The sequence below is a fragment of the Nocardioides sp. genome, assembly GCF_041913365.1.
In the GTDB taxonomy this organism is placed as follows: domain Bacteria; phylum Actinomycetota; class Actinomycetes; order Propionibacteriales; family Nocardioidaceae; genus Nocardioides.
The window spans coordinates 75,750-96,006 of the sequence record NZ_JAYSFM010000011.1; the positions used below are offsets into that span (position 1 = coordinate 75,750).

Annotated in this window: 20 protein-coding genes; 7 read left to right on the forward strand and 13 right to left on the reverse strand. The window is 71.6% G+C overall.

Going from position 1 to position 20,257, the window contains the following annotated elements:
- Positions 1-31 precede the first annotated feature (31 nt).
- Complete coding sequence (fabG, locus tag ACE3QY_RS19040) at positions 32-763, reverse strand: 3-oxoacyl-[acyl-carrier-protein] reductase (RefSeq protein ID WP_374457629.1); 732 nt, start codon at positions 761-763, stop codon at positions 32-34.
- A gap of 37 nt (positions 764-800) precedes the next feature.
- Entirely contained in the window at positions 801-1,013 is a 213-nt protein-coding gene (locus tag ACE3QY_RS19045; RefSeq protein ID WP_374457630.1) for a dodecin, read from the reverse strand.
- 73 nt (positions 1,014-1,086) lie between these two features.
- Between ACE3QY_RS19045 and ACE3QY_RS19050 the strand changes: the two genes are divergently transcribed.
- The 3 genes from ACE3QY_RS19050 (at position 1,087) to ACE3QY_RS19060 (ending at position 3,241) form a co-directional block, all read left to right on the forward strand.
- On the forward strand, positions 1,087-1,377 hold the full coding sequence (locus ACE3QY_RS19050) for a DUF3099 domain-containing protein (RefSeq protein WP_374457631.1): 291 nt from the start codon (positions 1,087-1,089) through the stop codon (positions 1,375-1,377).
- A gap of 184 nt (positions 1,378-1,561) precedes the next feature.
- Positions 1,562-1,765: an acetone carboxylase gene (locus ACE3QY_RS19055; protein WP_374457632.1), complete on the forward strand. Its 204-nt coding sequence runs from the start codon at positions 1,562-1,564 to the stop codon at positions 1,763-1,765.
- A gap of 210 nt (positions 1,766-1,975) precedes the next feature.
- Complete coding sequence (locus ACE3QY_RS19060; protein ID WP_374457633.1) at positions 1,976-3,241, forward strand: DUF222 domain-containing protein; 1,266 nt, start codon at positions 1,976-1,978, stop codon at positions 3,239-3,241.
- 233 nt (positions 3,242-3,474) lie between these two features.
- Here the strand turns inward: ACE3QY_RS19060 and ACE3QY_RS19065 are convergent, their stop codons facing one another.
- Together ACE3QY_RS19065 and ACE3QY_RS19070 are read right to left on the reverse strand one after the other, a co-directional pair.
- Positions 3,475-5,232, reverse strand: a complete 1,758-nt coding sequence (locus ACE3QY_RS19065; RefSeq protein WP_374457634.1) for a hypothetical protein — start codon at positions 5,230-5,232, stop codon at positions 3,475-3,477.
- The gene (locus ACE3QY_RS19070; protein ID WP_374457635.1) at positions 5,229-7,109 is read right to left on the reverse strand and encodes a hypothetical protein; all 1,881 of its coding nucleotides are present in this window, start codon (positions 7,107-7,109) and stop codon (positions 5,229-5,231) included. Before ACE3QY_RS19070 ends, ACE3QY_RS19065 begins: the two co-directional genes overlap by 4 nt.
- Before the next feature lie 144 nt (positions 7,110-7,253).
- On the opposite strand from ACE3QY_RS19070, the gene ACE3QY_RS19075 reads away from it, so the two are divergent.
- A complete protein-coding gene (locus tag ACE3QY_RS19075; protein ID WP_374457636.1) occupies positions 7,254-7,535 on the forward strand; it encodes a DUF4287 domain-containing protein in 282 nt (93 codons plus the stop codon).
- A gap of 46 nt (positions 7,536-7,581) precedes the next feature.
- Positions 7,582-7,992, forward strand: coding sequence for an MmcQ/YjbR family DNA-binding protein (locus ACE3QY_RS19080; protein WP_374457637.1), 411 nt, complete (start codon positions 7,582-7,584; stop codon positions 7,990-7,992).
- Between the two features lie 3 nt (positions 7,993-7,995).
- Here the strand turns inward: ACE3QY_RS19080 and moaA are convergent, their stop codons facing one another.
- Positions 7,996-8,985, reverse strand: coding sequence for a GTP 3',8-cyclase MoaA (gene moaA / locus ACE3QY_RS19085; protein ID WP_374457638.1), 990 nt, complete (start codon positions 8,983-8,985; stop codon positions 7,996-7,998).
- A gap of 60 nt (positions 8,986-9,045) precedes the next feature.
- On the opposite strand from moaA, the gene ACE3QY_RS19090 reads away from it, so the two are divergent.
- Positions 9,046-9,966 (forward strand): SURF1 family protein, encoded by a 921-nt coding sequence (locus ACE3QY_RS19090; protein ID WP_374457639.1) that lies wholly within the window; start codon positions 9,046-9,048, stop codon positions 9,964-9,966.
- On the opposite strand, the gene ACE3QY_RS19095 is transcribed toward ACE3QY_RS19090, so the two are convergent.
- The 4 genes from ACE3QY_RS19095 to ACE3QY_RS19110 form a co-directional block, all read right to left on the reverse strand.
- On the reverse strand, positions 9,910-10,680 hold the full coding sequence (locus tag ACE3QY_RS19095; RefSeq protein WP_374457640.1) for an SDR family oxidoreductase: 771 nt from the start codon (positions 10,678-10,680) through the stop codon (positions 9,910-9,912). The genes ACE3QY_RS19090 and ACE3QY_RS19095 overlap by 57 nt on opposite strands.
- A gap of 11 nt (positions 10,681-10,691) precedes the next feature.
- Positions 10,692-12,566 (reverse strand): ABC transporter ATP-binding protein, encoded by a 1,875-nt coding sequence (locus tag ACE3QY_RS19100; RefSeq protein WP_374457641.1) that lies wholly within the window; start codon positions 12,564-12,566, stop codon positions 10,692-10,694.
- Positions 12,567-12,660: 94 nt separating this feature from the next.
- Positions 12,661-13,443: an enoyl-CoA hydratase/isomerase family protein gene (locus tag ACE3QY_RS19105; RefSeq protein WP_374457642.1), complete on the reverse strand. Its 783-nt coding sequence runs from the start codon at positions 13,441-13,443 to the stop codon at positions 12,661-12,663.
- 28 nt (positions 13,444-13,471) lie between these two features.
- Positions 13,472-15,070, reverse strand: coding sequence for an ABC-F family ATP-binding cassette domain-containing protein (locus ACE3QY_RS19110; protein WP_374457643.1), 1,599 nt, complete (start codon positions 15,068-15,070; stop codon positions 13,472-13,474).
- Positions 15,071-15,190: 120 nt separating this feature from the next.
- Between ACE3QY_RS19110 and ACE3QY_RS19115 the strand changes: the two genes are divergently transcribed.
- Complete coding sequence (locus ACE3QY_RS19115; protein WP_374457644.1) at positions 15,191-16,123, forward strand: neutral zinc metallopeptidase; 933 nt, start codon at positions 15,191-15,193, stop codon at positions 16,121-16,123.
- A gap of 13 nt (positions 16,124-16,136) precedes the next feature.
- On the opposite strand, the gene ACE3QY_RS19120 is transcribed toward ACE3QY_RS19115, so the two are convergent.
- From ACE3QY_RS19120 to ACE3QY_RS19135, 4 genes are all read right to left on the reverse strand, one after another.
- Positions 16,137-17,045 carry a phosphotransferase gene (locus tag ACE3QY_RS19120; RefSeq protein WP_374457645.1) on the reverse strand — a complete coding sequence of 303 codons (909 nt, stop codon included), beginning with the start codon at positions 17,043-17,045 and terminating at the stop codon, positions 16,137-16,139.
- Positions 17,046-17,055: 10 nt separating this feature from the next.
- Positions 17,056-18,630 (reverse strand): ABC transporter permease, encoded by a 1,575-nt coding sequence (locus ACE3QY_RS19125; protein ID WP_374457646.1) that lies wholly within the window; start codon positions 18,628-18,630, stop codon positions 17,056-17,058.
- Positions 18,627-19,532, reverse strand: a complete 906-nt coding sequence (locus ACE3QY_RS19130; protein ID WP_374457647.1) for an ATP-binding cassette domain-containing protein — start codon at positions 19,530-19,532, stop codon at positions 18,627-18,629. Before ACE3QY_RS19130 ends, ACE3QY_RS19125 begins: the two co-directional genes overlap by 4 nt.
- Before the next feature lie 81 nt (positions 19,533-19,613).
- Positions 19,614-20,219, reverse strand: coding sequence for an acVLRF1 family peptidyl-tRNA hydrolase (locus tag ACE3QY_RS19135; protein WP_374457648.1), 606 nt, complete (start codon positions 20,217-20,219; stop codon positions 19,614-19,616).
- Between the last annotated feature and the right edge of the window lie 38 nt (positions 20,220-20,257).

The window sequence follows — 20,257 nt, forward strand, 5'->3', positions numbered from 1 at the left end:
TTCTCGTCGTTCTCGTCGTACAGGTGGGTGGTCAGTGGCCCATGCCGAGGCCGCCGTCGACCGGGATCACGGCCCCGGTGACGTAGGCGGCGCCGTCGGAGGCGAGCCAGGTGACGGCCGAGGCGATCTCCGCGGGCGAGGCGTAGCGGCCGAGCGGCACCTGGGTGCGGATGGCGGCCTTCTGGTCGTCGGTCAGCACGTCGGTCATGTCGGTCTCGACGAAGCCCGGGGCGACGACGTTGGTCGTGATCGAGCGGCTGCCGAGCTCGCGGGCCAGGGAGCGCGCCAGGCCGACGAGGCCGGACTTGGAGGCGGCGTAGTTGACCTGGCCGGCGGAGCCGAGGAGGCCGACGACCGAGGAGATCAGGATGATCCGGCCGCGGCGCTGGCGCAGCATGCCCTTGGCGGCGCGCTTGGCCAGCCGGAAGGTGCCGGTGAGGTTGGTGTCGATGACCGAGGACCAGTCGTCCTCGCTCATCCGGAGCACGAGCGTGTCCTTGGTGATGCCGGCGTTGGCGACCAGGACCTCGACGGGGCCGTGCGCCTCCTCGACCTGGGCGAACGCCGCCTCGACGGCCTCGGCGTCGGTGATGTCGCAGCGCACGTCGAGCGCGCCCTCGGGGGCGCCGCCGTTGCGGGTGGTCACGGCGACCTTGTCGCCGAGCTCGATGAAGGCCTCGGCGATCGCGCGGCCGATGCCGCGGTTGCCGCCGGTCACCAGGACGGAGCGGGGGGCGGGGCTGGATCCGGGAGTCTCGGTCACGCCCACGACGCTAGTGATTACCGCTGGGTACGAGGAATCACTCGTCCTCCAGCCGGAATCCCACCTTCATGCCGACCTGGAAGTGCTCGACCTGGCCGTCCTTGGCCTGGCCGCGGATCTGGGTCACCTCGAACCAGTCGATGTGGCGCAGGGTCTGCCCGGCTCGCTCGATGCCGTTGCGCACGGCCTGGTCGATGCCGTCCGGCGAGGTGCCGACGATCTCGGTGACGCGGTAGGTGCGGTTGGTCATGGGTGCTCCTTCACCTCGGGGACGACCGGGCCGGCCCGTCCTCCGTCGAGCCTAGCGACGTACGATGGGAGGCATGGCCAAGCACGACGCCGTACGCATCACCACGGCTCGCAGCAGCGCCGCCGAGGACATGAGGTCCCGCCAGCGGCGCTACGCGGTGTCCATGACCATCCGCATCGTGTGCTTCGTCGCCGCGGTCGCGGTCGGCCCCGGGGTGCTGCGCTGGGTGCTCGTCGCGGCGGCGGTGTTCCTGCCGCTGTTCGCCGTCATCATGGCCAACGCGGGCGACCAGCGAGACGACGGATTCACGCTTCCGAACGCGCCTTCCACCCATGAACTGACGGCCGGCGACGAGGAAGACTGAGGAAAATTTGTTCCTCGCGTGTCGCCGTTGGAAGTTTGGTTTTCACCCAACGCCCGTGCAATGATCCCCGACAGCGATCGCAGCATCCCCCGTCTGCGGTCGCTGCGAAGTGCCGGACAGCTTCCCCCCGTGGCTGTCCGGCACTTCCCTTTTCCGCAGCCGTCCCCGTCGCGAGAGGTCACCCATGGAGCTCGACCGCGAGATCTGCTCGGCCAAGGGCTGCCAGGCCGACGCCGTGTGGGACCTGCTGTGGAACAACCCCAAGATCCACACCCCCGACCGGCGCAAGACCTGGCTCGCCTGCGACGACCACCGCGAGTCCCTCTCGGACTTCCTCGGTGCGCGGGGGTTCCTGAAGGACGTCGTCCCCCACGACTCCCACGACTGACGCGCGTTCGAACACCCTTGCGAATATGACCGCTAGCGGGTAGAGTGGCACCACGCCTCCAGAAGTCCGTGGCCCTAGGGCACTCGCCCGAGCTGCGGCTGGCGGAGGCGAGTTGCGAGGGTAGGTAATAGCCCGGTGTTCCGGGCCTCCAGGAGCGACGACCACCAGCTGGCGCATGCGCGCGAGCTCCGTCGTCGAGAGGAGGCCGTCGTGACCCACCCCATCGTCGCTGCGGCCACCGACGTCCGCGCCTCGCTGAAGTCCGTCGCCGACTCCAACCCGACGTCCATGACCGTCGACGAGAAGGCAGCCGCGCTCGTCGAGCTGGTCCGCGCCGACGCCCAGCTGGCCGAGCTGCGCCTGCGGATCCTCGGCGACGCAGGCGACCTCGCCGAGTCGACCGCAGCGCGCGATGCCGCTGGATGGCTCGCTCAGGTCACCCGCACGCGCTTCGCCGACGCCCGCGCCGACCTGCGTCTCTCGGCGGCCCTTAACCGGGACCGCCAGGTGCTCGCCGCGGCGATGCGCGAGGGCGAGGCGACGCTCGCGCAGGCACAGGTCATCCACCGAGCGCTCGAGGCCCTCCCCGCCTGCGTGGGCGCCGAGACCGTCGCCGCGGCGGAGGCGCACCTCGTCGAGCGTGCGACCGAGTTCGGCCCGAAGGAGCTCGGCCGCATCGGCCGACGGATCCTCGACGTCGTCGCGCCCGAGATCGCCGAGCAGGCCGAAGCCGCACGGCTCGCCGACCTCGAGGCCCACGCCGGCGACAAGACCCGTCTGACCCTGCGGCGGCTCGGCGACGGCACCACCCGGTGCTCCGGCATCCTCCCCGACCACGCCGCCACCAGGTTCGCCACCTATCTCGAGGCGTACGCCAACCCACGCGTGGCAGGCGAGCCGGGCGCCTCCGGCGACGGTGACCCGGTGTCCCGACTCCCCCGCCCCCGGCGACTGGGCCATGCCTTCGTCCAGCTGCTCGAGTCCATGGATCCCGCCCGCCTCCCGATCCACGGTGGCGACGCGACCACCGTCGTGGTCACGATCCCCCTCGCCTCGCTCCAGGCCGACCTCGCCGCGGCCGACCTGCTCGGTGCCGGGCTGGTGCCCGGCGACGAGCTGACCGGCGACCGGATCACGGCCAGTCAGGCGCGCAGGCTCGCGTGCACCGCGAAGATCGTGCCCGCCGTCCTCGGCGGCGACAGCGTGCCCCTCGACCTCGGCCGGTCACGTCGGCTGTTCACGCCCGCTCAGCGCAAGGCCCTGCTCATCCGCGACCGCACCTGCCGTGCCGAGGGCTGCGACGTCCCCGGCACCTGGTGCGAGGCCCACCACCTCCACGCCTGGTGGCAGGGTGGAGCCACCGACCTCGACAACGCAGCCCTGCTCTGCAGCCACCATCACCACCGCATCCACGACCCGGCCCACCTCAACGAGCGGTTGCCCAACGGGGACATCCGCTTCCATCGACGCAGATAGGTGGCCGACGACTGGGCGACGGGCAGGTGGTCCAGGCGCCCGATTTGCCGCCAGCGGGACGCACTCAGCCCACAGGGTCGCAGTGCGAGATCCATGGAGTGCCTCGCCCGCTGCGCGCCGATCCAGCCGGGTGACACGGCGCCGAACGCGGCGTAGATTGGAAGGCAACCGCAATCGCCGAGCACGACTCGCTGGGCCCAATTACTCAGAACCCCTTGGGGGGCGGTTGCGGCCTAAGAGTCGCCCTGCTCCGCGATCACGAACGCCGGTATCCCGTTCGCCAGTCCGAGCAGGCCTTGGCCCGAGTTCATGTCCAACGCCGATGCCAGGTCCTCGAGATGGGCGCTGGACCGGCCGGGGCGCCAGTAGTGGGTGTGGGCGAACGTCCGCACGGGGCTGGGCATCGCCACGTCCCGGACCCACGGTCCGAACTGAGGCGCCACCGGGCCGCCCACGATGTCGCCGGTGAGACCGCCCCACCGGGTCTCGAAGTACAGGTTGGTCCACCTGGTGACCGAGAACGGCGCACCGTGGTCGAACACCACGAATGTCCTGGGGTCCTTCGTGGGGTCACCGGTCTCGTAGGGCCGGGAGAACGTGCAGCGCTGCTTGCCGCCGACATCGCTGGTTCGAGGGGGGCACGTCGGTAGGACGCGGTCGACCTGGGCTGAGGTGAACTCCTGTTCGCTGTTGCCCATCAGGAAGCTGGCATACGTGAGCGGACTGCCGACAGTGACCAGGTCGGTCACGAGCCAGGACTGGGTGTTGCGCCGGATCTGCTTCCACGCCGTGTGCTGGAGCTCCTGGGCTTGCTCGGCGTCAAGGGCCTTGCCGATGCCGACCTCGACGGCGGCCAGCGGCTTGAAGTCGGACCTGAGCGGTCTTAGGTGGTCGGCGTACCGGCGGATCCACAGGTAGGTGAGCACGTCGTAGGCGATGACGCTGCCCAGGCTGTGGCCAAGCACGACGATGCGGTCGTAGCGGCCCTGCTCGTGCATCCGTTCCAAGAGCTCGACGCCCGCTTCGCGGATTGCCTGGCGACGGGCGACGTTGTCGGGTCGCGGGCTCAGGTACCTGGCGGCGTCGCCGAGCACGTCGATGACCAGACCTCTGCCCATGGCCTTCCACAGCACCGCGGTGACGGCCACTGCCACACCTCCGGCCGCCAGCCAACCGGGCAACTGCCAGACGCCGGACACGTGTCCCAGGATGGTGGCCACCACGACCACCACGACCACATAGACCGTGATCCAGGCAGGACGGAGCCTGGCCGGCACCAGCCGGTTGGGCAGGAGCAGGCGGCGTACCCAGTCGCTCACCTGCGCCAGCGTCGTGTCGCTGATCAAGTGGGCCCAGTAGAGCTCGTAGACGTCGGTCGTGGGCCTCACTCGACCCTGGGTGGCCTTGAACGTCGCTCGTCTGAGCTCGAAGGAGCCCGACAAAGTGTCCGGCATCACCCAGCTTTCGGCATCGGCCTCGGCGATCACACCGCTGGCCACAAGTGCGCGCAGGGTCTGTCCCGGCTCCTGCCCTCCGATTCCGTGGATCACCACCACCGCTTGTCGAGGACTGTCCCGACGGTCCGCGACCCGTCGCAGTACCCGGCGCAGGCGCCCCAGGGCGGCCGCCCAGTACCCTTCGATCTCCGAGACATGGCTGTCGGCGTGGGGCCCGGACTCGACGATCCGCAGCACCGAACCCTTGGGCAGCCCTTTGGCGACCTCGATCCTCACGACGTCGACGCCTCCCACGCCGTGCCAGGCCACATCGGGTCCGAGGTTGAACTCCACGTACTTGCCCCATCGCCTCTCGATCAGGACGCCCCGGCGCCACGGCCCGGCCTCGTCACCGATCAGCACCCGTCGGCCCGCCTCCGCAGGCACGAGAGACACCTTGCCGAGCCAGCGCGAGGTCAGCGTGGGACGCCACAAGACCTCCCACAGCTCGCCGGGCTCGAGGTCCGCCACGGGCAGGGCAGCCTCGACGCTCACCCGATCCTCGCGGTCAAGTGGGTCACCAGGTCGCCGGCAGAAGCCTCCGACCTCACCTGCAGCAGGGTGTGCAGACAGCCGCCGCAGATGGCCCGTAGATGCGCTAGCTCCTCACTGTCGCCGTCTCCCTGCCACGCCCCGTGTGCGCTGGCATTGCGCATCTCTCTCCCGCTTTCGGCGAACCATCTCGCGGCAGCCGGGTCCACATGGTCCAGAGCCCCCACGAGCTCTTCGAGCTGGACCTTGTCCTTGGCAGGGCGGAAGCGCCCCAGGAGGGCCTCGAGCAGGGCGAACAGCAAGGTGGCATGGGTGCGGGCGTTGGTGTAGGTGTCGTGTGTGCGCCGGTAGATGTCCAGCATCCTGTCCACCTCTGCGTCGCGGCCCCCCGCGTCGTAGACGGCGAGCAGCCTCCACACGTCGGCCGCGGCAGCGAGGACGTGGGGTGTCAGCTCGTCGCTGCTTTCACTGCCGAGGGCCATCAGCACCGTCGTCCGGAAGACGGTCTCGCGACGATGTCGGACGGAGCCGTCGTAGACGTACCAGCCGAGCAGCTCGGGGTCCACGAACCGGCGCAAGCCGATGATGCGCAGCCCGACGACAGCGAGGTTCCGAGGGCGCAGGAGCCGGTCCACCAACGGTTGGCTCAGGCTGAAGGGCACCGGCGAATCGGCAAAGACTCCGAACCCGGCCACGGAGATCGGCTCCGCCACGAACCGCATCCCGAAGTCGCGGCGAACGTCCTTGTTCTCCATGCTGATGATCTCAGCCGGCGTGAAGGGCAGTACGACCGCGCCCAGGCCCGTGTCGCTCCCCTCGCCCTCGTAGGTCAGACCGATGACCGGAGACCAGCTGACCAGCTTGCCTTCGGGCGAGGAGAGGTCCACGTTGGTGGAGAAGGTGGCGCTGAACCACTCCTGCCTGGGCAGGAGCCTCTCCGTGCTCGCCGAGCCCCGAAGGTCCTGCGTGGCCCTGGGCAACGAGCCGTCCGAGGCCACGATGACGTCCGCCAGCAGCTGCTCGGGCAGACCAGCCGCGACGAGTACGCCGCCATGCTCGGCCCCGTCGTGCACGGCCTTGCTGCGGGCGCGGTACAGACTCCGCGCGCGCTCCTCGAGATCCGCGCCAAGAAGGGCGACGACGCGCTGGGCGAACGTGTCCTGCAGTCCCACCCGGACTTCGGGCAGCAGGAGTCCCTCGAGCGCGCTGACGGCAAGCACCAGGCGCTCGCCGGGCGTCAGTGTCGGCCCTGTCGTGGCGAGGAGCTGTCGTAGCGCGGGGCCCAGCCGCTCGTCCGCGAGCACCTGTTGCACGACAGGCACCAGCTGCATCGCCCGCATGACGTCGTCGTCAGACAAGGGGACGCATGCGGTGTCCGCGGAGAAGAGGTACTCGAGGTCGGCCTCTCCCTGGACCCGGATGCCGGTGCGCTGCTCGCCACCGAGGGCCACGACATGACCGTCGTCGGGGATCAGCCAGGTAACTGACGTCCGTGGCCGGCCGGGGCCTGCCCCGGGAGCCGCCAGCACGAATGCGGCCCACACGACATCGGCGTACGTGTCATGGATCCAGCTGAAGACGCTCGTGCCGAAGATCCTGGGCAGCATGTCATCCCACTCGTCGCTCGGCATCTTCAGCTCCACCATCTGGCTGCCGCTCACAGATCCTTTCTGGAGGAAGGGCAGATCCACGTCACCCTCGACCAGGAGGAAGACGGGATCGGCGGCCTCGTAGGCGCGCTGCCAGTCCGAGTACGCACGCAAGGTCAGACTGTCGAAGCTGTCCCAGGTTGGCTTGACCAACGTGCCGAACGAGAGCGGGACCTGATCTGCCTGCAGCCTGAGTCGCGGCAGGTGCATGAGAAATTTGATGCCCGGCATCGTCCCTCCCGTCCACCATGATCTCTCTCGCCGGGGGTGTTGGAAATGGGCTGGACGACTGAGTTTGAACGCGCAGCGGTTTCGGAGAAGCGGTGCAGCGCCAGCGTGACTAGCGTCCGTGGCACACCACTGGAGGGGAACACGATGAGCTACCAGGCCTACCTCGACGCGATCGAGAAGAAGACCAGCAAGACGCCGGAGGAGCTGTTGAGGGAGGCCGCTGCGCGCGGGTTCACGCCGCAGAGCAAGGCGGGCGACTTCGTGGCCTGGCTCAAGGACGACTACGACGTCGGCCGGGGCCACGCGATGGCGCTGTTCGGCGTGCTCAAGAACGGGGCGACGATCAGCGACAAGCACGTCAACAGCGGCACCACCCACTCCGATGCCTCCACCGAGCTGCGGCTGGACGGCATCGACCGCCGCTGAGGGCGGCGCGGGGCGCTCTGTCGGTGCTCGCTGGCAGACTCGCCCCATGTCCCGACCGCCACGGATCGAGCCTCCGGGTGACGTCGTCGCCCGGATCGGGGGCGTCGCGCTGGCGTTGCCGGATGCCTATGAGGAGGACGCCTGGACGGGCGTGAGGTGGCGGGTGCGGGGCAAGACGTTCGCGCACGTGCTGGTCGCGCAGGAGGGCTACACGTCTGCCTACCGCGACGTGACCGGGGTGACCGAGCCGACCACCGTGCTCACGTTCCGGTCGTCCGGTGACGAGCTGCTGGCGCTCAGCCACGCGGGGCCGCCGTTCTACCTGCCGCCGTGGTCGCCCACCGTCGTCGGCATGGTGCTCGACAGGGACCCCGACTGGGACGAGGTGGCCGAGCTGGTGACCGAGAGCTATCGGTTCTGCGCCCCGCAGAAGCTGCGGCGCCTGCTCGACCGGTAGTGCTCAGCCGCCGATCGCGGACATCGGACGGTCGGGCTGGAGGAAGGTCTCGTCGTCGATGCCGTGGCCGGCACGCTTGCCGAGCATCGCGATGACCCAGCGCTCGGCGATCTCCTCATCGCCAGCACCCGAGCGAAGAGCCGTACGAAGGTCGGACTCCTCGCGGGCGAAGAGGCAGTTGCGGACCTGGCCGTCGGCGGTGAGCCGGACGCGGTCGCAGTCGCCGCAGAACGGGCGGGTGACCGAGGCGATCACCCCGACAGTGGCCGGGCCGCCGTCGACGTCGAAGAGCTCGGCCGGTGCGCTGCCGCGCGGCGCACCGTGCGGGGTCAGGGTGAACTCGGCGCTCAGGGACGCGAAGATCTCGTCGGCGGTGACCATCGCGGCGCGGTTCCAGTCGTGCTGGGCGTCGAGCGGCATCTGCTCGATGAAGCGCAGGTCGTAGCCGTGCTCGATGCTCCAGCGCAGAAGCTCGGGGGCCTGGTCGTCGTTGGTGCCGCGCAACAGCACCGCGTTGAGCTTGATCGGGCCGAGCCCGGCGGCCTTGGCGGCCTCGAGGCCGGCGATGACGTCCTTGAGCCGGTCGCGGCGGGTGATCGTGGCGAACGTGTCGGGCCGCACAGTGTCGATGCTCGCGTTGATGCGGTCGAGGCCGGCGTCGGCGAGCGCCTGCGCGGTGCGCTGGAGCCCGAGCGCGTTGGTGGTCAGCGACGTCTCCACGCCGAGGGCGTGCGTGCGGGCCACGATGTCGACCAGCCCGCGGCGCAGGAGCGGCTCTCCCCCGGTGAAGCGGACCTCGGTGATGCCGAGCCGCTCGACGCCGATGGTGATCAGCCGCACGACCTCGTCGTCGGTCAGCGTCTGCTCGGTCGGCAGCCAGTCGAGGCCCTCCGCGGGCATGCAGTAGTTGCACCGCAGGTTGCACCGGTCGGTGAGCGAGACACGCAGGTCCGTGGCCACGCGGCCGAAGCGGTCTGCCAGAGGGATCGTCACCCGGCCGAGTCTATCGAGGTGGGGGTCAGCCGCTCAGGACGTCCCGGATAGCCTCGGCTGGTGCACACGCTGCGGTTCCTGGTCTCACGCCGCTGGATCGTCTTCGCACTGGTGGTCGTCTTCCTCGCGTGGGTCGCGTGGCGGCTCGGCGAGTGGCAGTTCCACCGCCTCGACGACCGCAAGGAGCGCAACGCGATCATCGAGCGCAACGAGAAGGCGGGCGCCGACCCCGTCGGCGAGGTGATGGCGCCGGGCGAGCCCGTCGCCGCGACCGAGGAGTGGCGCATCGTGGAAGCCACCGGGACCTACGCCGTCGACGACACGGTGATCGTGCGCTACCGCACCCGCGAGGGAGAGGCGGGTGTCGACGTCGTCGTACCGCTGGAGACCACGGACGGCCAGACCCTGCTCGTGGACCGCGGCTGGTACGCCACCGACAACCGCGGCGCGACTCAGGAGGACGTGCCCGAGCCGCCGGCCGGCGAGGTGACCGTCACCGGATGGGTGCGCCAGGACGCCGAGGGCAGCAGCACCGAGGTCTCCGACCTCTCGACCCGGGCGGTGAACAGCGACCGGATCGGCGAGGCCCTCGGCCGCGAGGTCCTCGGCGGCTGGGTCGACCTGCGCTCCGAGTCGCCCGAGCCCGAGACCCCGCTGCTCCCCGTGGAGATGCCGGACCTCGACAACGGCCCGCACTTCTTCTACGGCCTGCAGTGGTGGTTCTTCGGCGTCCTGGCGATCTTCGGCTTCTTCTACCTCATCTACGACGAGATGCGCGGCGGCCGCGGACCGTGGGGCAGCGACGAGCGACGAGCCCCTGCGAGCGGTGGCACGCCGACGCCTGACCCGGGTCCCCGGCCTCCGACCAAGCCGCGCCGCAAGACCTGGCGCGAACGCCTCGACCGCGGGGAGGACGAGGACGAGTCAGAGCGCCCGCAGGAGCCCGCCGTCGACCGGGAGCATCACGCCCGTCAGGAATGACGCGGCCGGCGAGAGCAGGAACGCGGCCACCGAGCCGAACTCCTCGGGCCGGCCGTAGCGGCCGAGCGGGATGTTCGCCTCAGCGGCCTTGCGGGCCGCGTCGGGGTCGCCGGTCGTGGCGTCGAGCTCGGCGACCCGCTCGGTGGCGATCCGGCCGGGCAGGAGACCGTTGACGCGTACGCCGCGCGGCCCGAGCTCGTCGGCAAGCGTCTTGGCCACCATGGCCAGGCCAGGCCGCAGCCCGTTGGAGATCGCCATCTCCGGCAGCGGGGCGCGCACGCTCGAGGAGAGCACGAGGCCCAGCGCGCCGCCGGCCGGCAGCGCCGTGCCGACCTCGCGGGCCAGGCGTACGGCGCCCAGGAACACCGACTCGAAGGCGGCGCTCCACTGCTCGTCCGTGATCGTGGCGACCGGCCCCTTCGGCGGCCCGCCGACGCTGATCAGGGCGCCGTCCAGGCGTCCCCAGGCCTCGTCGGCGGCGGCCAGCAGCCGCGCCGGGGCGTCGCGCTCGGAGTTGTCGGCGACGACGGCGACGGCGGCCTCGCGGCCGGCGGCCTCGTTGAGGGTGCCGGTCGCCTCGGCGAGCGACTCCTCCGACCGGCCCGAGAGCACCACGCGCGCGCCCTCGGCGACGAGCACGTCGGCGGTCGCACGCCCCAGCCCGCGGGCTCCCCCGGTGACGATGTAGACGCGGTCGGCGAGCTGGAGGTCCATAGGGGCCAAACCTAGACGGTGACCTCGCGGAACTGCGTCGCGTGGAGCGTCGCGTAGAGGCCGCCGGCGGCGAGCAGCTCGGCGTGGGTGCCCTGCTGGACGACGCGGCCGTCGTCGAGGACCAGGATCAGGTCGGCGTTGCGGACCGTGGAGAGCCGGTGCGCGATGACCAGGGACGTACGTCCTGCGAGCGCGGCGTCGAGCGCATCCTGGACGGCGGCCTCGGACTCGCTGTCGAGGTGGGCCGTCGCCTCGTCGAGCACCACGATCGCCGGTGCCTTGAGCAGCAGTCGCGCGATGGCGAGGCGCTGGCGCTCGCCGCCGCTGAGGCGGTAGCCCCGGTCCCCCACCACCGTGTCGAGACCGTCGGGCAGCGAGCGGACCAGAGTGGCGATCTGCGCGGCCTCGAGCGCCGCCCACACCTCGGCCTCGGTCGCCGCGGGCCGTGCGTAGAGCAGGTTGGCGCGGATGGTGTCGTGGAACATGTGGGCGTCCTGGGTGACGTAGCCGACCACGTCCTCCAGCGACTGCAGCGTCACGTCGCGCACGTCGTGGCCGCCGACCCGGACGGCGCCGGCCTCGACGTCGTAGAGCCGGGCGACGAGGTGGGTGACCGTCGTCTTGCCGGCGCCCGAGGGGCCCACGAGCGCCACCATCTGACCCGGCTCCGCGGTGAACGACACGTCGTGGAGCACCTGCCCGGTGTCGCGCGACTCCGTGCGGGCCACGGTCTCCAGCGAGGCGAGCGAGATCTGGTCGGCGCGGGGGTAGGTGAAGGCGACGCGGTCGAACTCCAGCCGGGAGGCGGTGGCGGGCAGCTCGACGGCGTCGGGCTTCTCCTGGATCAGCGACGGGAGGTCGAGGACCTCGAAGACCCGGTCGAAGCTCACCAGCGCGGTCATCACGTCGATCCGGACGTTGGAGAGCCCCTGCAGCGGGCCGAGCAGCCGGGTCAGCAGCACGCCCAGCGCGACGATCGTGCCGACCGACAGGTCGCCGCGGATGGCGAGCCAGCCGCCGATGCCGTAGACCAGGGCGGTCGCCAGTGACGGCACGAGCGTCATCGCGGCGAAGAAGACCCGGGTCAGCAGCGAGATCCGGACGCCGAGGTCGCGCACGACCGCGGCCTTCCTGGCGTACGCCACGTCCTCGGCGTCGCGGCGGCCGAAGAGCTTGAGCAGCATCGCGCCGCCGACGTTGAACCGCTCGGTCATGGCGTTGCCGAGGTCGGCGTTGCCGTCCATCTGCTGGCGGGAGAGGTCGGCCAGCCTGTTGCTGACCAGGCGCGAGGCGAGCAGCAGGATCGGGAAGAGGGCGACGCAGAGCAGGGTCACCGGCCAGCTGAGGAAGAGCATGGTGATGCCGACGACCACCGCGGCGATGACGTTGGAGACGGTGCCCTGCAGGGTCGAGGTGAAGGCACGCTGCGCGCCGATCACGTCGTTGTTGAGCCGGCTGACGAGCGCACCGGTCTGGGTGCGGGTGAAGAAGGCCAGCGACTGGCGCTGGACGTGGGCGAAGACCTGGGTGCGCAGGTCGTAGATCAGGCCCTCCCCTATGCGGCTGGACAGCCAGCCGGTGATCAGGCCGAAGGCGGCGTCGACCACTGCCACGACCGCCACCAAGAGCGCGAGCCACACCACCAGCGACGTGTCGCCGGTGCGCACGCCGTCGTCGATGATCGCCTTGAGCAGCAGCGGCGGGACCACCACGAGGGCCGCGTCGACCACCGTGACCGCGAGGAACCCCGCGATCAGCGTGCGGTGCGGGCGCGCGAAACCGAGCACCCTCCGCACGGTGCGGCGCTCGATCTTGTTCTCGACCACGCTGCGGTCGCTGCGCAGGAACCGCCACGGCGGGCCACCTGCACCCGGCCCCATCGACATGCCTGCTCCTTCGCTCGGTCCGCTCGGATGAACGTCCCTCTCCCGGGCATTGTTCCTCGCGGGACCGACAGCCGCGCCGGGTGCCGAGGGAGGATCAGGCGAAGGCCGCGGCGACGGCGCGGAAGCGGCGTACCTGCGCCTCGCGCTCGAGGCGCCGCTGCTCGTCGAGGTCGCGGTCGGCGACGCCCTGCAGCAGGGTCTTGGTCTCGGTGACCACGCCGGGCATCGGCGCCACCAGCGCCGCCGCGAGGTCGGCGACGGCCGCGTCGAGGTCCGCGGACGGGACCGCGGCGGTGGCCAGTCCGATCCGGACGGCCTCGTCGGCCGGCACGACGCGCGCGGTGGCGCAGATCTCGAGGGCGCGGGCATAGCCGACGTGCTCGACGAGCGGCTTGGTGCCGGTGAGGTCGGGCACGAGGCCGAGCGCCGACTCCTTCATGGAGAACTTCGCGTCGTCGGCGACCACCCGCAGGTCGCACGAGAGCGCGAGCTGGAAGCCGGCGCCGATGGCGTAGCCACGGACCTTGGCGATCGACACGAAGCGCGGGTCGCGCAGCCAGGTGAAGCCGCGCTGGAACTCCTCGATCCGCGCGGAGGCGTCCTCGTCGCTGAGCGCGAGCAGTCCGACCACGCTCTCCTGGCCGGCGGTCGAGGGGTCGAGCATGGCCCGGTCGAGCCCGGCGGAGAAGGTCTCCCCCTCCCCCGTCACCACGACCACCCGTACGTCGTCGGGCAGCGTGCGGCCGATCTCGCCGAGGGCGATCCACATCGCCGGCGTCTGCGCGTTGCGTACGTCGGGCCGGTCGAGCGTCACGGTGGCGATCGGGCCGTCGACGTCGACGCGCAGGCCGACCGCGGCCAGGTCTTCGGGAGTCATGGCCGCAGGCTACTACTGACGAGTAACTTCAGGCCAACGACACCAGGTCGGCGTAGTCCTCGGACCAGAGGTCCTCGTCGCCGTCGGGTAGCAGCAGGACGCGGTCGGGGTCGAGCGCGCGCACCGCGCCCTCGTCGTGGGTGACCAGGATGATCGCGCCGGTGTAGCTGCGGATCGCGTGCAGCACCTCCTCGCGGGAGGCCGGGTCGAGGTTGTTGGTCGGCTCGTCGAGCAGCAGCACGTTGGCGCTCGAGACGACCAGGATCGCGAGGGCGAGGCGGGTCTTCTCGCCGCCGGAGAGCACGCCGGCCGGCTTGTGCGCGTCGTCGCCGGAGAAGAGGAACTTGCCCAGCACCGATCGGGCCTGGGTGTCGGTGAGCTCCGGAGCGGCACTGTGCATGTTCTCCAGCACCGTGCGGTTGACGTCGAGGGTCTCGTGCTCCTGGGCGTAGTAGCCCATCTTGAGGCCGTATCCCGGCACGACCTCGCCCGTGTCGGGCTGGTCGACGCCCGCAAGGATCCGCAGCATCGTGGTCTTGCCGGCCCCGTTGAGGCCGAGGATGACCACCCGGCTGCCGCGGTCGATCGCGAGGTCGACGGCGGTGAAGACCTCGAGCGAGCCGTAGGACTTCGAGAGCTCGGTGCCCATCAAGGGCGTCTTGCCGCACGGCGCCGGCTCGGGGAAGGCGATCCGCGCGACCTTGTCGGCCTGCCGCTCGGTCTCGATGCCGGCCATCATCTTCTCGGCCCGCTTCAGCATCGACTGCGCGGCCTGCGCCTTGGTCGCCTTGGCCCGCATCTTGTTCGCCTGGTCGGTGAGGACCTTGGCCTTGTTCTCGGCGTTCTGGCGCTCGCGCTTGCGGCGCTTCTCGTCGTCCTCGCGCTGGGTGAGGTAGTTGTGCCAGCCCATGTTGTAGACGTCGATGACCGCGCGGTTGGCGTCGAGGTGGAAGACCTTGTTGACCGTCGCCTCGAGCAGGGCGTTGTCGTGGCTGATCACCACGAAGCCGCCGCGGTGCGCCTTGAGGAAGTCGCGCAGCCACACGATCGAGTCGGCGTCGAGGTGGTTGGTCGGCTCGTCGAGCAGCATGATCTCGGCGCCCGAGAACAGGATGCGGGCGAGCTCGACGCGGCGGCGCTGGCCACCGGACAGCGTGCCGATCGGCTGGGCGAGGATGCGCTCCTCGATGCCGAGGGCCGCGGCCATCTGCGCGGCCTCCGACTCGGCGGCGTAGCCACCCCCGGCGTGCAGCTCGGCGTCGGCACGCGCCCACCGCTTCATCCCGCGCTCGTGGACCTTCGGGTCCTCGCTGCCCATGTCGACCTCGGCCTCGCGCAGGCGGCGTACGACCTCGTCGAGGCCGCGCGCGGACAGGATCCGGTCGCGGGCGATGACCTCGGGGTCACCGACCCGCGGGTCCTGCGGGAGGTAGCCGATGTCGCCGCTGCGGAGGACCTGCCCGGAGGCGGGCTGGCCCTCGCCGGCGAGGATGCGGGTGAGGGTCGTCTTGCCGGCACCGTTGCGCCCCACGAGGCCGACCTTGTCGCCTGCGGCGATGCGGAAGGTGACGTCCTCCATGAGGAGCCGCGCGCCGGCTCGGACCTCGAGCTTCTGGGCGGTGATCATCTCGGGCGACATCCTACGAAGGGGTGAGTGCCGGAGCCCCATCGGCGTACGCACGCGCTAACCTGCGAAAAGGCTCCACCGGGGTCACGGCCCCGTCACCACCTGCGGAAAGGCACGCCCATGCGCTTCAACCCGAAGGCCGACATCAGCGGCGGCCGAGTCCGTGACGCGGGCGGCGGGGGCGGTGGCGGCCCGATGCGGATCCCGCTCCCCGGCGGCACCCGCGCCGGCGGAGGCATCGGCGGCCTCATCATCATCATCCTGTTCGTGGTCCTGACCCAGTGCATGGGCGGTGGCGGCGGCCTCCCGAGTCCCGGCGGTGGCACCAACCAGCAGGGCCAGGCACAGCCTGACGGCATCGATCCCAACGACGACCGCTACGCGAACTGCAAGACCGGGGCGGACGCCAACGAGGACCCCGACTGTGCCCGCAAGGCCGTTGCGCTGTCGCTCGAGCAGTTCTGGGCGACGACCTTGCCCGAGCAGGGCAACACCGAGTTCGTGCCTGCCTCGATCAACACGTTCGCGGGCGCCGTGGACACAGGGTGCGGCCAGGCCAGCTCGCAGGTCGGCCCGTTCTACTGCCCGCCCGACCAGCAGATCTACCTGGACACCACCTTCTTCGAGGACGTCCTCGAGGGCCAGCTCGGCGGTCAGGGCGGCGACTTCGTCGAGCCCTACGTCCTCGGCCACGAGTACGGCCACCACATCCAGAACCTGCTGGGCACGATGGGCCAGGTCCGCTCACAGCAGGGTCCCGAGTCCGACGCCGTACGCCTCGAGCTGCAGGCCGACTGCTACGCCGGCATGTGGACGCGGGACGCCAGCGACGGTGACGGCATCCTCGCCGACCTGGACGAGGGTGACATCACCGAGGCGCTCGACTCCGCCAAGGCCGTCGGCGACGACCGGATCCAGCAGAAGTCCGGCCAGGGCGTCGACCCCGAGGGCTGGACCCACGGCTCGTCGGAACAGCGGATGCGCTGGTTCACCGTCGGCTACGAGCAGGGCACCCTCGAGGCCTGCGACACCTTCGCCGCCAGCGAGCTCTGAGCCGCGGGACGCCTCAGGCGAGCAGTGCCTCGATCTGGCCCACCTGCCGCTGCATCGCGTAGATGTACGGCGCGACGCTGGGGTGGCGGAACTTCCCTGCCAGCGCGCCCTCGCCGTCGGCGACGCGCGCCAGCGCCCAGTCGAGACGGGTGAGCGCGGTGTAGACCGCCATCACGCGGGCGCCGGTCCTGGCCTCCTCGGGCGAGGCGAGCCCGGATGGGAGGGCGGAGACGTAGGCCTCCACGAGCGGGTCGACGTCCTCGCGGGTGGCCAGCGAGAGGTAGCCGAGGTCGGCGCCGACCGGGCCGCGACCGAGGTGCGCCCAGTCGATCGCGACGGCTCCGTCGCCGACCCGGCCGGGGATGTTCGCGGCGGACGGGTCGCCGTGCTGCGCCACCTGCGGCAGCGCGTCGCAGCGGTCCAGCCACACCGTGCGGTGCGCCCACAGGTGCTCGGCGACGTCGGCCATCGGCGTGCGCGCCAGGGTCCTCCACCCTCCCCGCCGCTCGACGAGACCGAGCCGCGACCGGAGCTGGTTGCCCGCCAGCCAGGGGTGCCGGCCAAGGTCGGCGGCGGCGAACCGGCCCAGGCAGGCCGCGAGCCAGAGGCCGGGGGCGTCGTGCCGCTCGACGCGCTCGTGGACCAGCGTCACGCCCTCGGCGTCCTCGTCCACGCGGACGACCGGCGCCTCGCGCAGTCCGGGGGTGCCGGCCACCACTCCGCTGAGGGCGACGTCCGCGGCGCGGCGCCAGTAGTTCACGTCGTGCGGGACGAGCAGGCCGGGCGCATCGAACGGGTCGGGGCTCGCCAGCCGCTTGACGACGACCTCCCGACCCGCGACGCGGGCCGACCAGACGCCGACGGTGGCGGGGCCCGCACCGGGGAGCTGCTGCCACCCGGGCTCCGGCTGCCAACCGCTCATGGCGGCGACGCTAGCGCACCTCGACGTCGCGGCGGGTGAACAGCGCGAGGCCGGCGGCGGGAAGCACCGCGGCGACCACGGACAGGAGCAGGAAGGGCGTCCACCGGAAGTCCTCCGCCGGCACCAGCGCGAGGTGGTGGAAGGGCGAGAGGTCCTGCACCCACTCCGGCATCCGGAAGATCTCGCCGAACAGGAGCACCACGACGGCGAGCAGCATCCCGAGCCAGGCCAGGCTCGCCCACCGGGGACCGACCCCGAAGAGCAGCGTGGCGACCCCGGCGAGCACCAGGACCGGTGCCAGCTGGGGCAGCGTCGCCACGACGTAGCCGGCCGCGGTGCCGCCGTCGCCGACGGTGAGTGCGTAGCCGAGCCCGATGCCGATGCCCGCGACCACCACGACGACCGCGCTCGTCAGCACGGTCAGCGCCACCTGGGCCCGCAGCCAGCGGCTGCGCGAGAGCCCGGTCGCGAGGAGCACCTCGACCCGCCCGCCCTCCTCGTCGGAGCGCGAGCGCAGGGCGCTGGTGAGGGCGTACGCCGACCCCATCAGGGCCAGCATCACGATCGAGACCGCATAGAAGCCGTCCACGAGGCTCGCTCCCCCCGGCGCGAACATCTCCTGGGCAGCGCCCTCGCCGAGCAGGTCGGCGACGTTGTTGCCGAGCGACCCGTAGGCCGCGGCGGTGAGGAACAGGCCGACCGACCACCCCGCGAGCGCACCCCGCTGCAGCCGCCAGCCGAGGGCGAACGGGCTGCTGAGGCTGGGGGCGGCCCGGGCGGGTCCCGGCCGGTCGGCGAGCACGCCCGCCCCGTGGTCACGTCGCAGGAACACCGCAAGGGCCACCGCGGTGGTGGCGGCCGCGGCGAGGATCAGGAGGGTGACCGGCCACCACCGCAGGCCGGAGAACGCGTGCATCGCCTGGTACCAGCCGATCGGGGAGAGCCACGAGAGGGTCGTGGCGCCGACGTCGCCGATGGCCCGCAGCACGTACGCCGCTCCCATCACGACGCCGGTCAGGCCGTAGGCGGCGCGTGCGCTGGTCGTGAGCTGGGCGGCGAGCAGCGCGGTGCCTGCGAAGACCAGGCCCGAGGCCGTCAGCCCGACGCCCAGCGCGATCGAGTCGGCGGTCGCCAGCGGGAAGGCGATGAGGCTGGCCGCGACGAGCGTCCCGGCCAGCACGTTGGCCAGCAGCGCGACGACCAGGGTGGCGGCCGTCGTCGCGCGGCGCCCGACCGCCGAGGCGCGCAGCAGCTCGTCGCGCCCGCTCTCCTCCTCCGCGCGCGTGTGGCGTACGACGATGAACATGGACATCAGCCCGGCTGCGACCGCCCCGAACGCCGTGGCCTGCCACGTCACCTGGCCGCCGATCGTGTTGAGCGCCCGTGCCGGCCCGGCCATCGCGACGAAGGCGGCGTTGGACCCCATCACCTCGGCGGCGCGGTCGAACTCGGCCTGGGTGGCGTACAGCCCCTTCACGCTGACGGCCTGCGACCAGTAGAGGACCGCGATGCCGATCGACCACCACGTCATCAGCCAGCGGTCCCGGCGCAGGAACGCGCGGACGAGCAGCGCCGTGCCGGTCACGTCCGGCCCGCCGGGGTGAGGGTGTCGCCGTAGTGGCGCAGGAAGAGCTCCTCCAGGGTGGGTGGCGTCGCCGAGAGCGTCCGGATCCCGGCGCGGTTGAGCAGGTCGAGGGCTGCGCCGAGGTTCGCGGTGTCGACCTCAAACGCCGACCGGTGCCCCTCGACCACGAGGTCGTGGACGCCGGGCAGCCGGGCGAGTCCGTCGGGAGCGAGCTCGGTCTCGGCGCGGACCGTCGTCCGGGTCAGGTGCCGCAGGTCGGCGAGGCTGCCGGTCTCCACGCACCGACCGGCCCGGATGATGCTCACCCGGTCACAGAGCTGCTCCACCTCGGCGAGCACGTGGCTGGAGAGCAGGACCGTGCCGCCGCGGTCGCGGAACTGGTTGACCTGCTCCTCGAAGACCTCCCCCATCAACGGGTCGAGGCCGCTCGTGGGCTCGTCGAGGAGGAGCAGCTCGACGTCGCTGGCGAGCGCTGCGACGAGGGCGACCTTCTGCCGGTTGCCCTTGGAGTAGGTCCGGCCCTTCTTGGTCGGGTCGAGGTCGAAGCGCTCGATGAGCTCGGCGCGCCGGCGCTCGTCGAGCCCGCCACGGAGTCGGCCCAGCAGGTCGATGACCTCTCCCCCGGTGAGGTTGGGCCACAGCGTGACGTCGCCCGGCACGTAGCCCAGCCGGCGGTGCAGCTCGGCCGCCTCCCGCCACGGGTCGCCTCCGAGCAGCCTGACCTCGCCCGCGCTCGGCCGCAGCAGGCCGAGGAGCACGCGGATCGTGGTCGACTTGCCGGCGCCGTTGGGGCCGAGGAAGCCGTGGACCTCACCGGTCCGCACCCGCAGGTCCAGGCCGTCGAGCGCGGCGAGGCTCCCGAAGCGCTTCACGAGTCCGGTGATCTCGATCGGGTCGTCCATGCTCCGACGATAGGACGGCGTAGAGGTCCTCCGGACCGGCCGAAGGTCCCGGATCCCGCGCCGCGCGACGCCGGCGACCGCTCAGGCGTTGGTGACCTCGACCGAGATCGCCCGCGCGTCGGCGATCGCCCGGTCGAGCACCGCCCGGCGCGGGTCCGGCACGGCGAGCCACGGCCCGACCACGGTCACCGCGGAGAGACGAGGGTCTTCGAGGACCGCGTCGACGGCGGCGTGGTCCCCGCCCGTGACGACGGTGCGCACGCCGTCGAGGATCCGCGCCGCGTGGTCGGCGGCGGCCTCGTAGGCCTGCCGCGCCTGGTTGTCGCGGCGCCGGGCGAAGCGCTGCTGGCTCTGCCCGCCCGCCTTGGTCCGGCCCTGCACGTGCCGCTGCCCGACCTTGTGCTCCACCAGCTCGCCCCCGGTCAGCCGCGCGACGGCGAAGCCGCCCTTGCGGACCAGCAGCACGCCCCACGCCTCGGGCGGCTCGGCGGCCGCGGCGAAGGCACCCGCCTCCGGCGGACCGGCGTACGACGTCGCGAACGGGAGGTGGGCGAGGAAGTGGGAGCCGTCGACGGCCTCGCCCCGCAGCCCACCCTCGGAGACGGTCAGCGTGGCGTCGCCGTGGCGCGCGGCGAAGTTGTCGACCCAGCGCGGCCAGCGCGCTGTCGGGACGAGGACGACGGGCACGTCGGCGAGGCTATCCGTCGCCCCGGCAGATCGCGCGG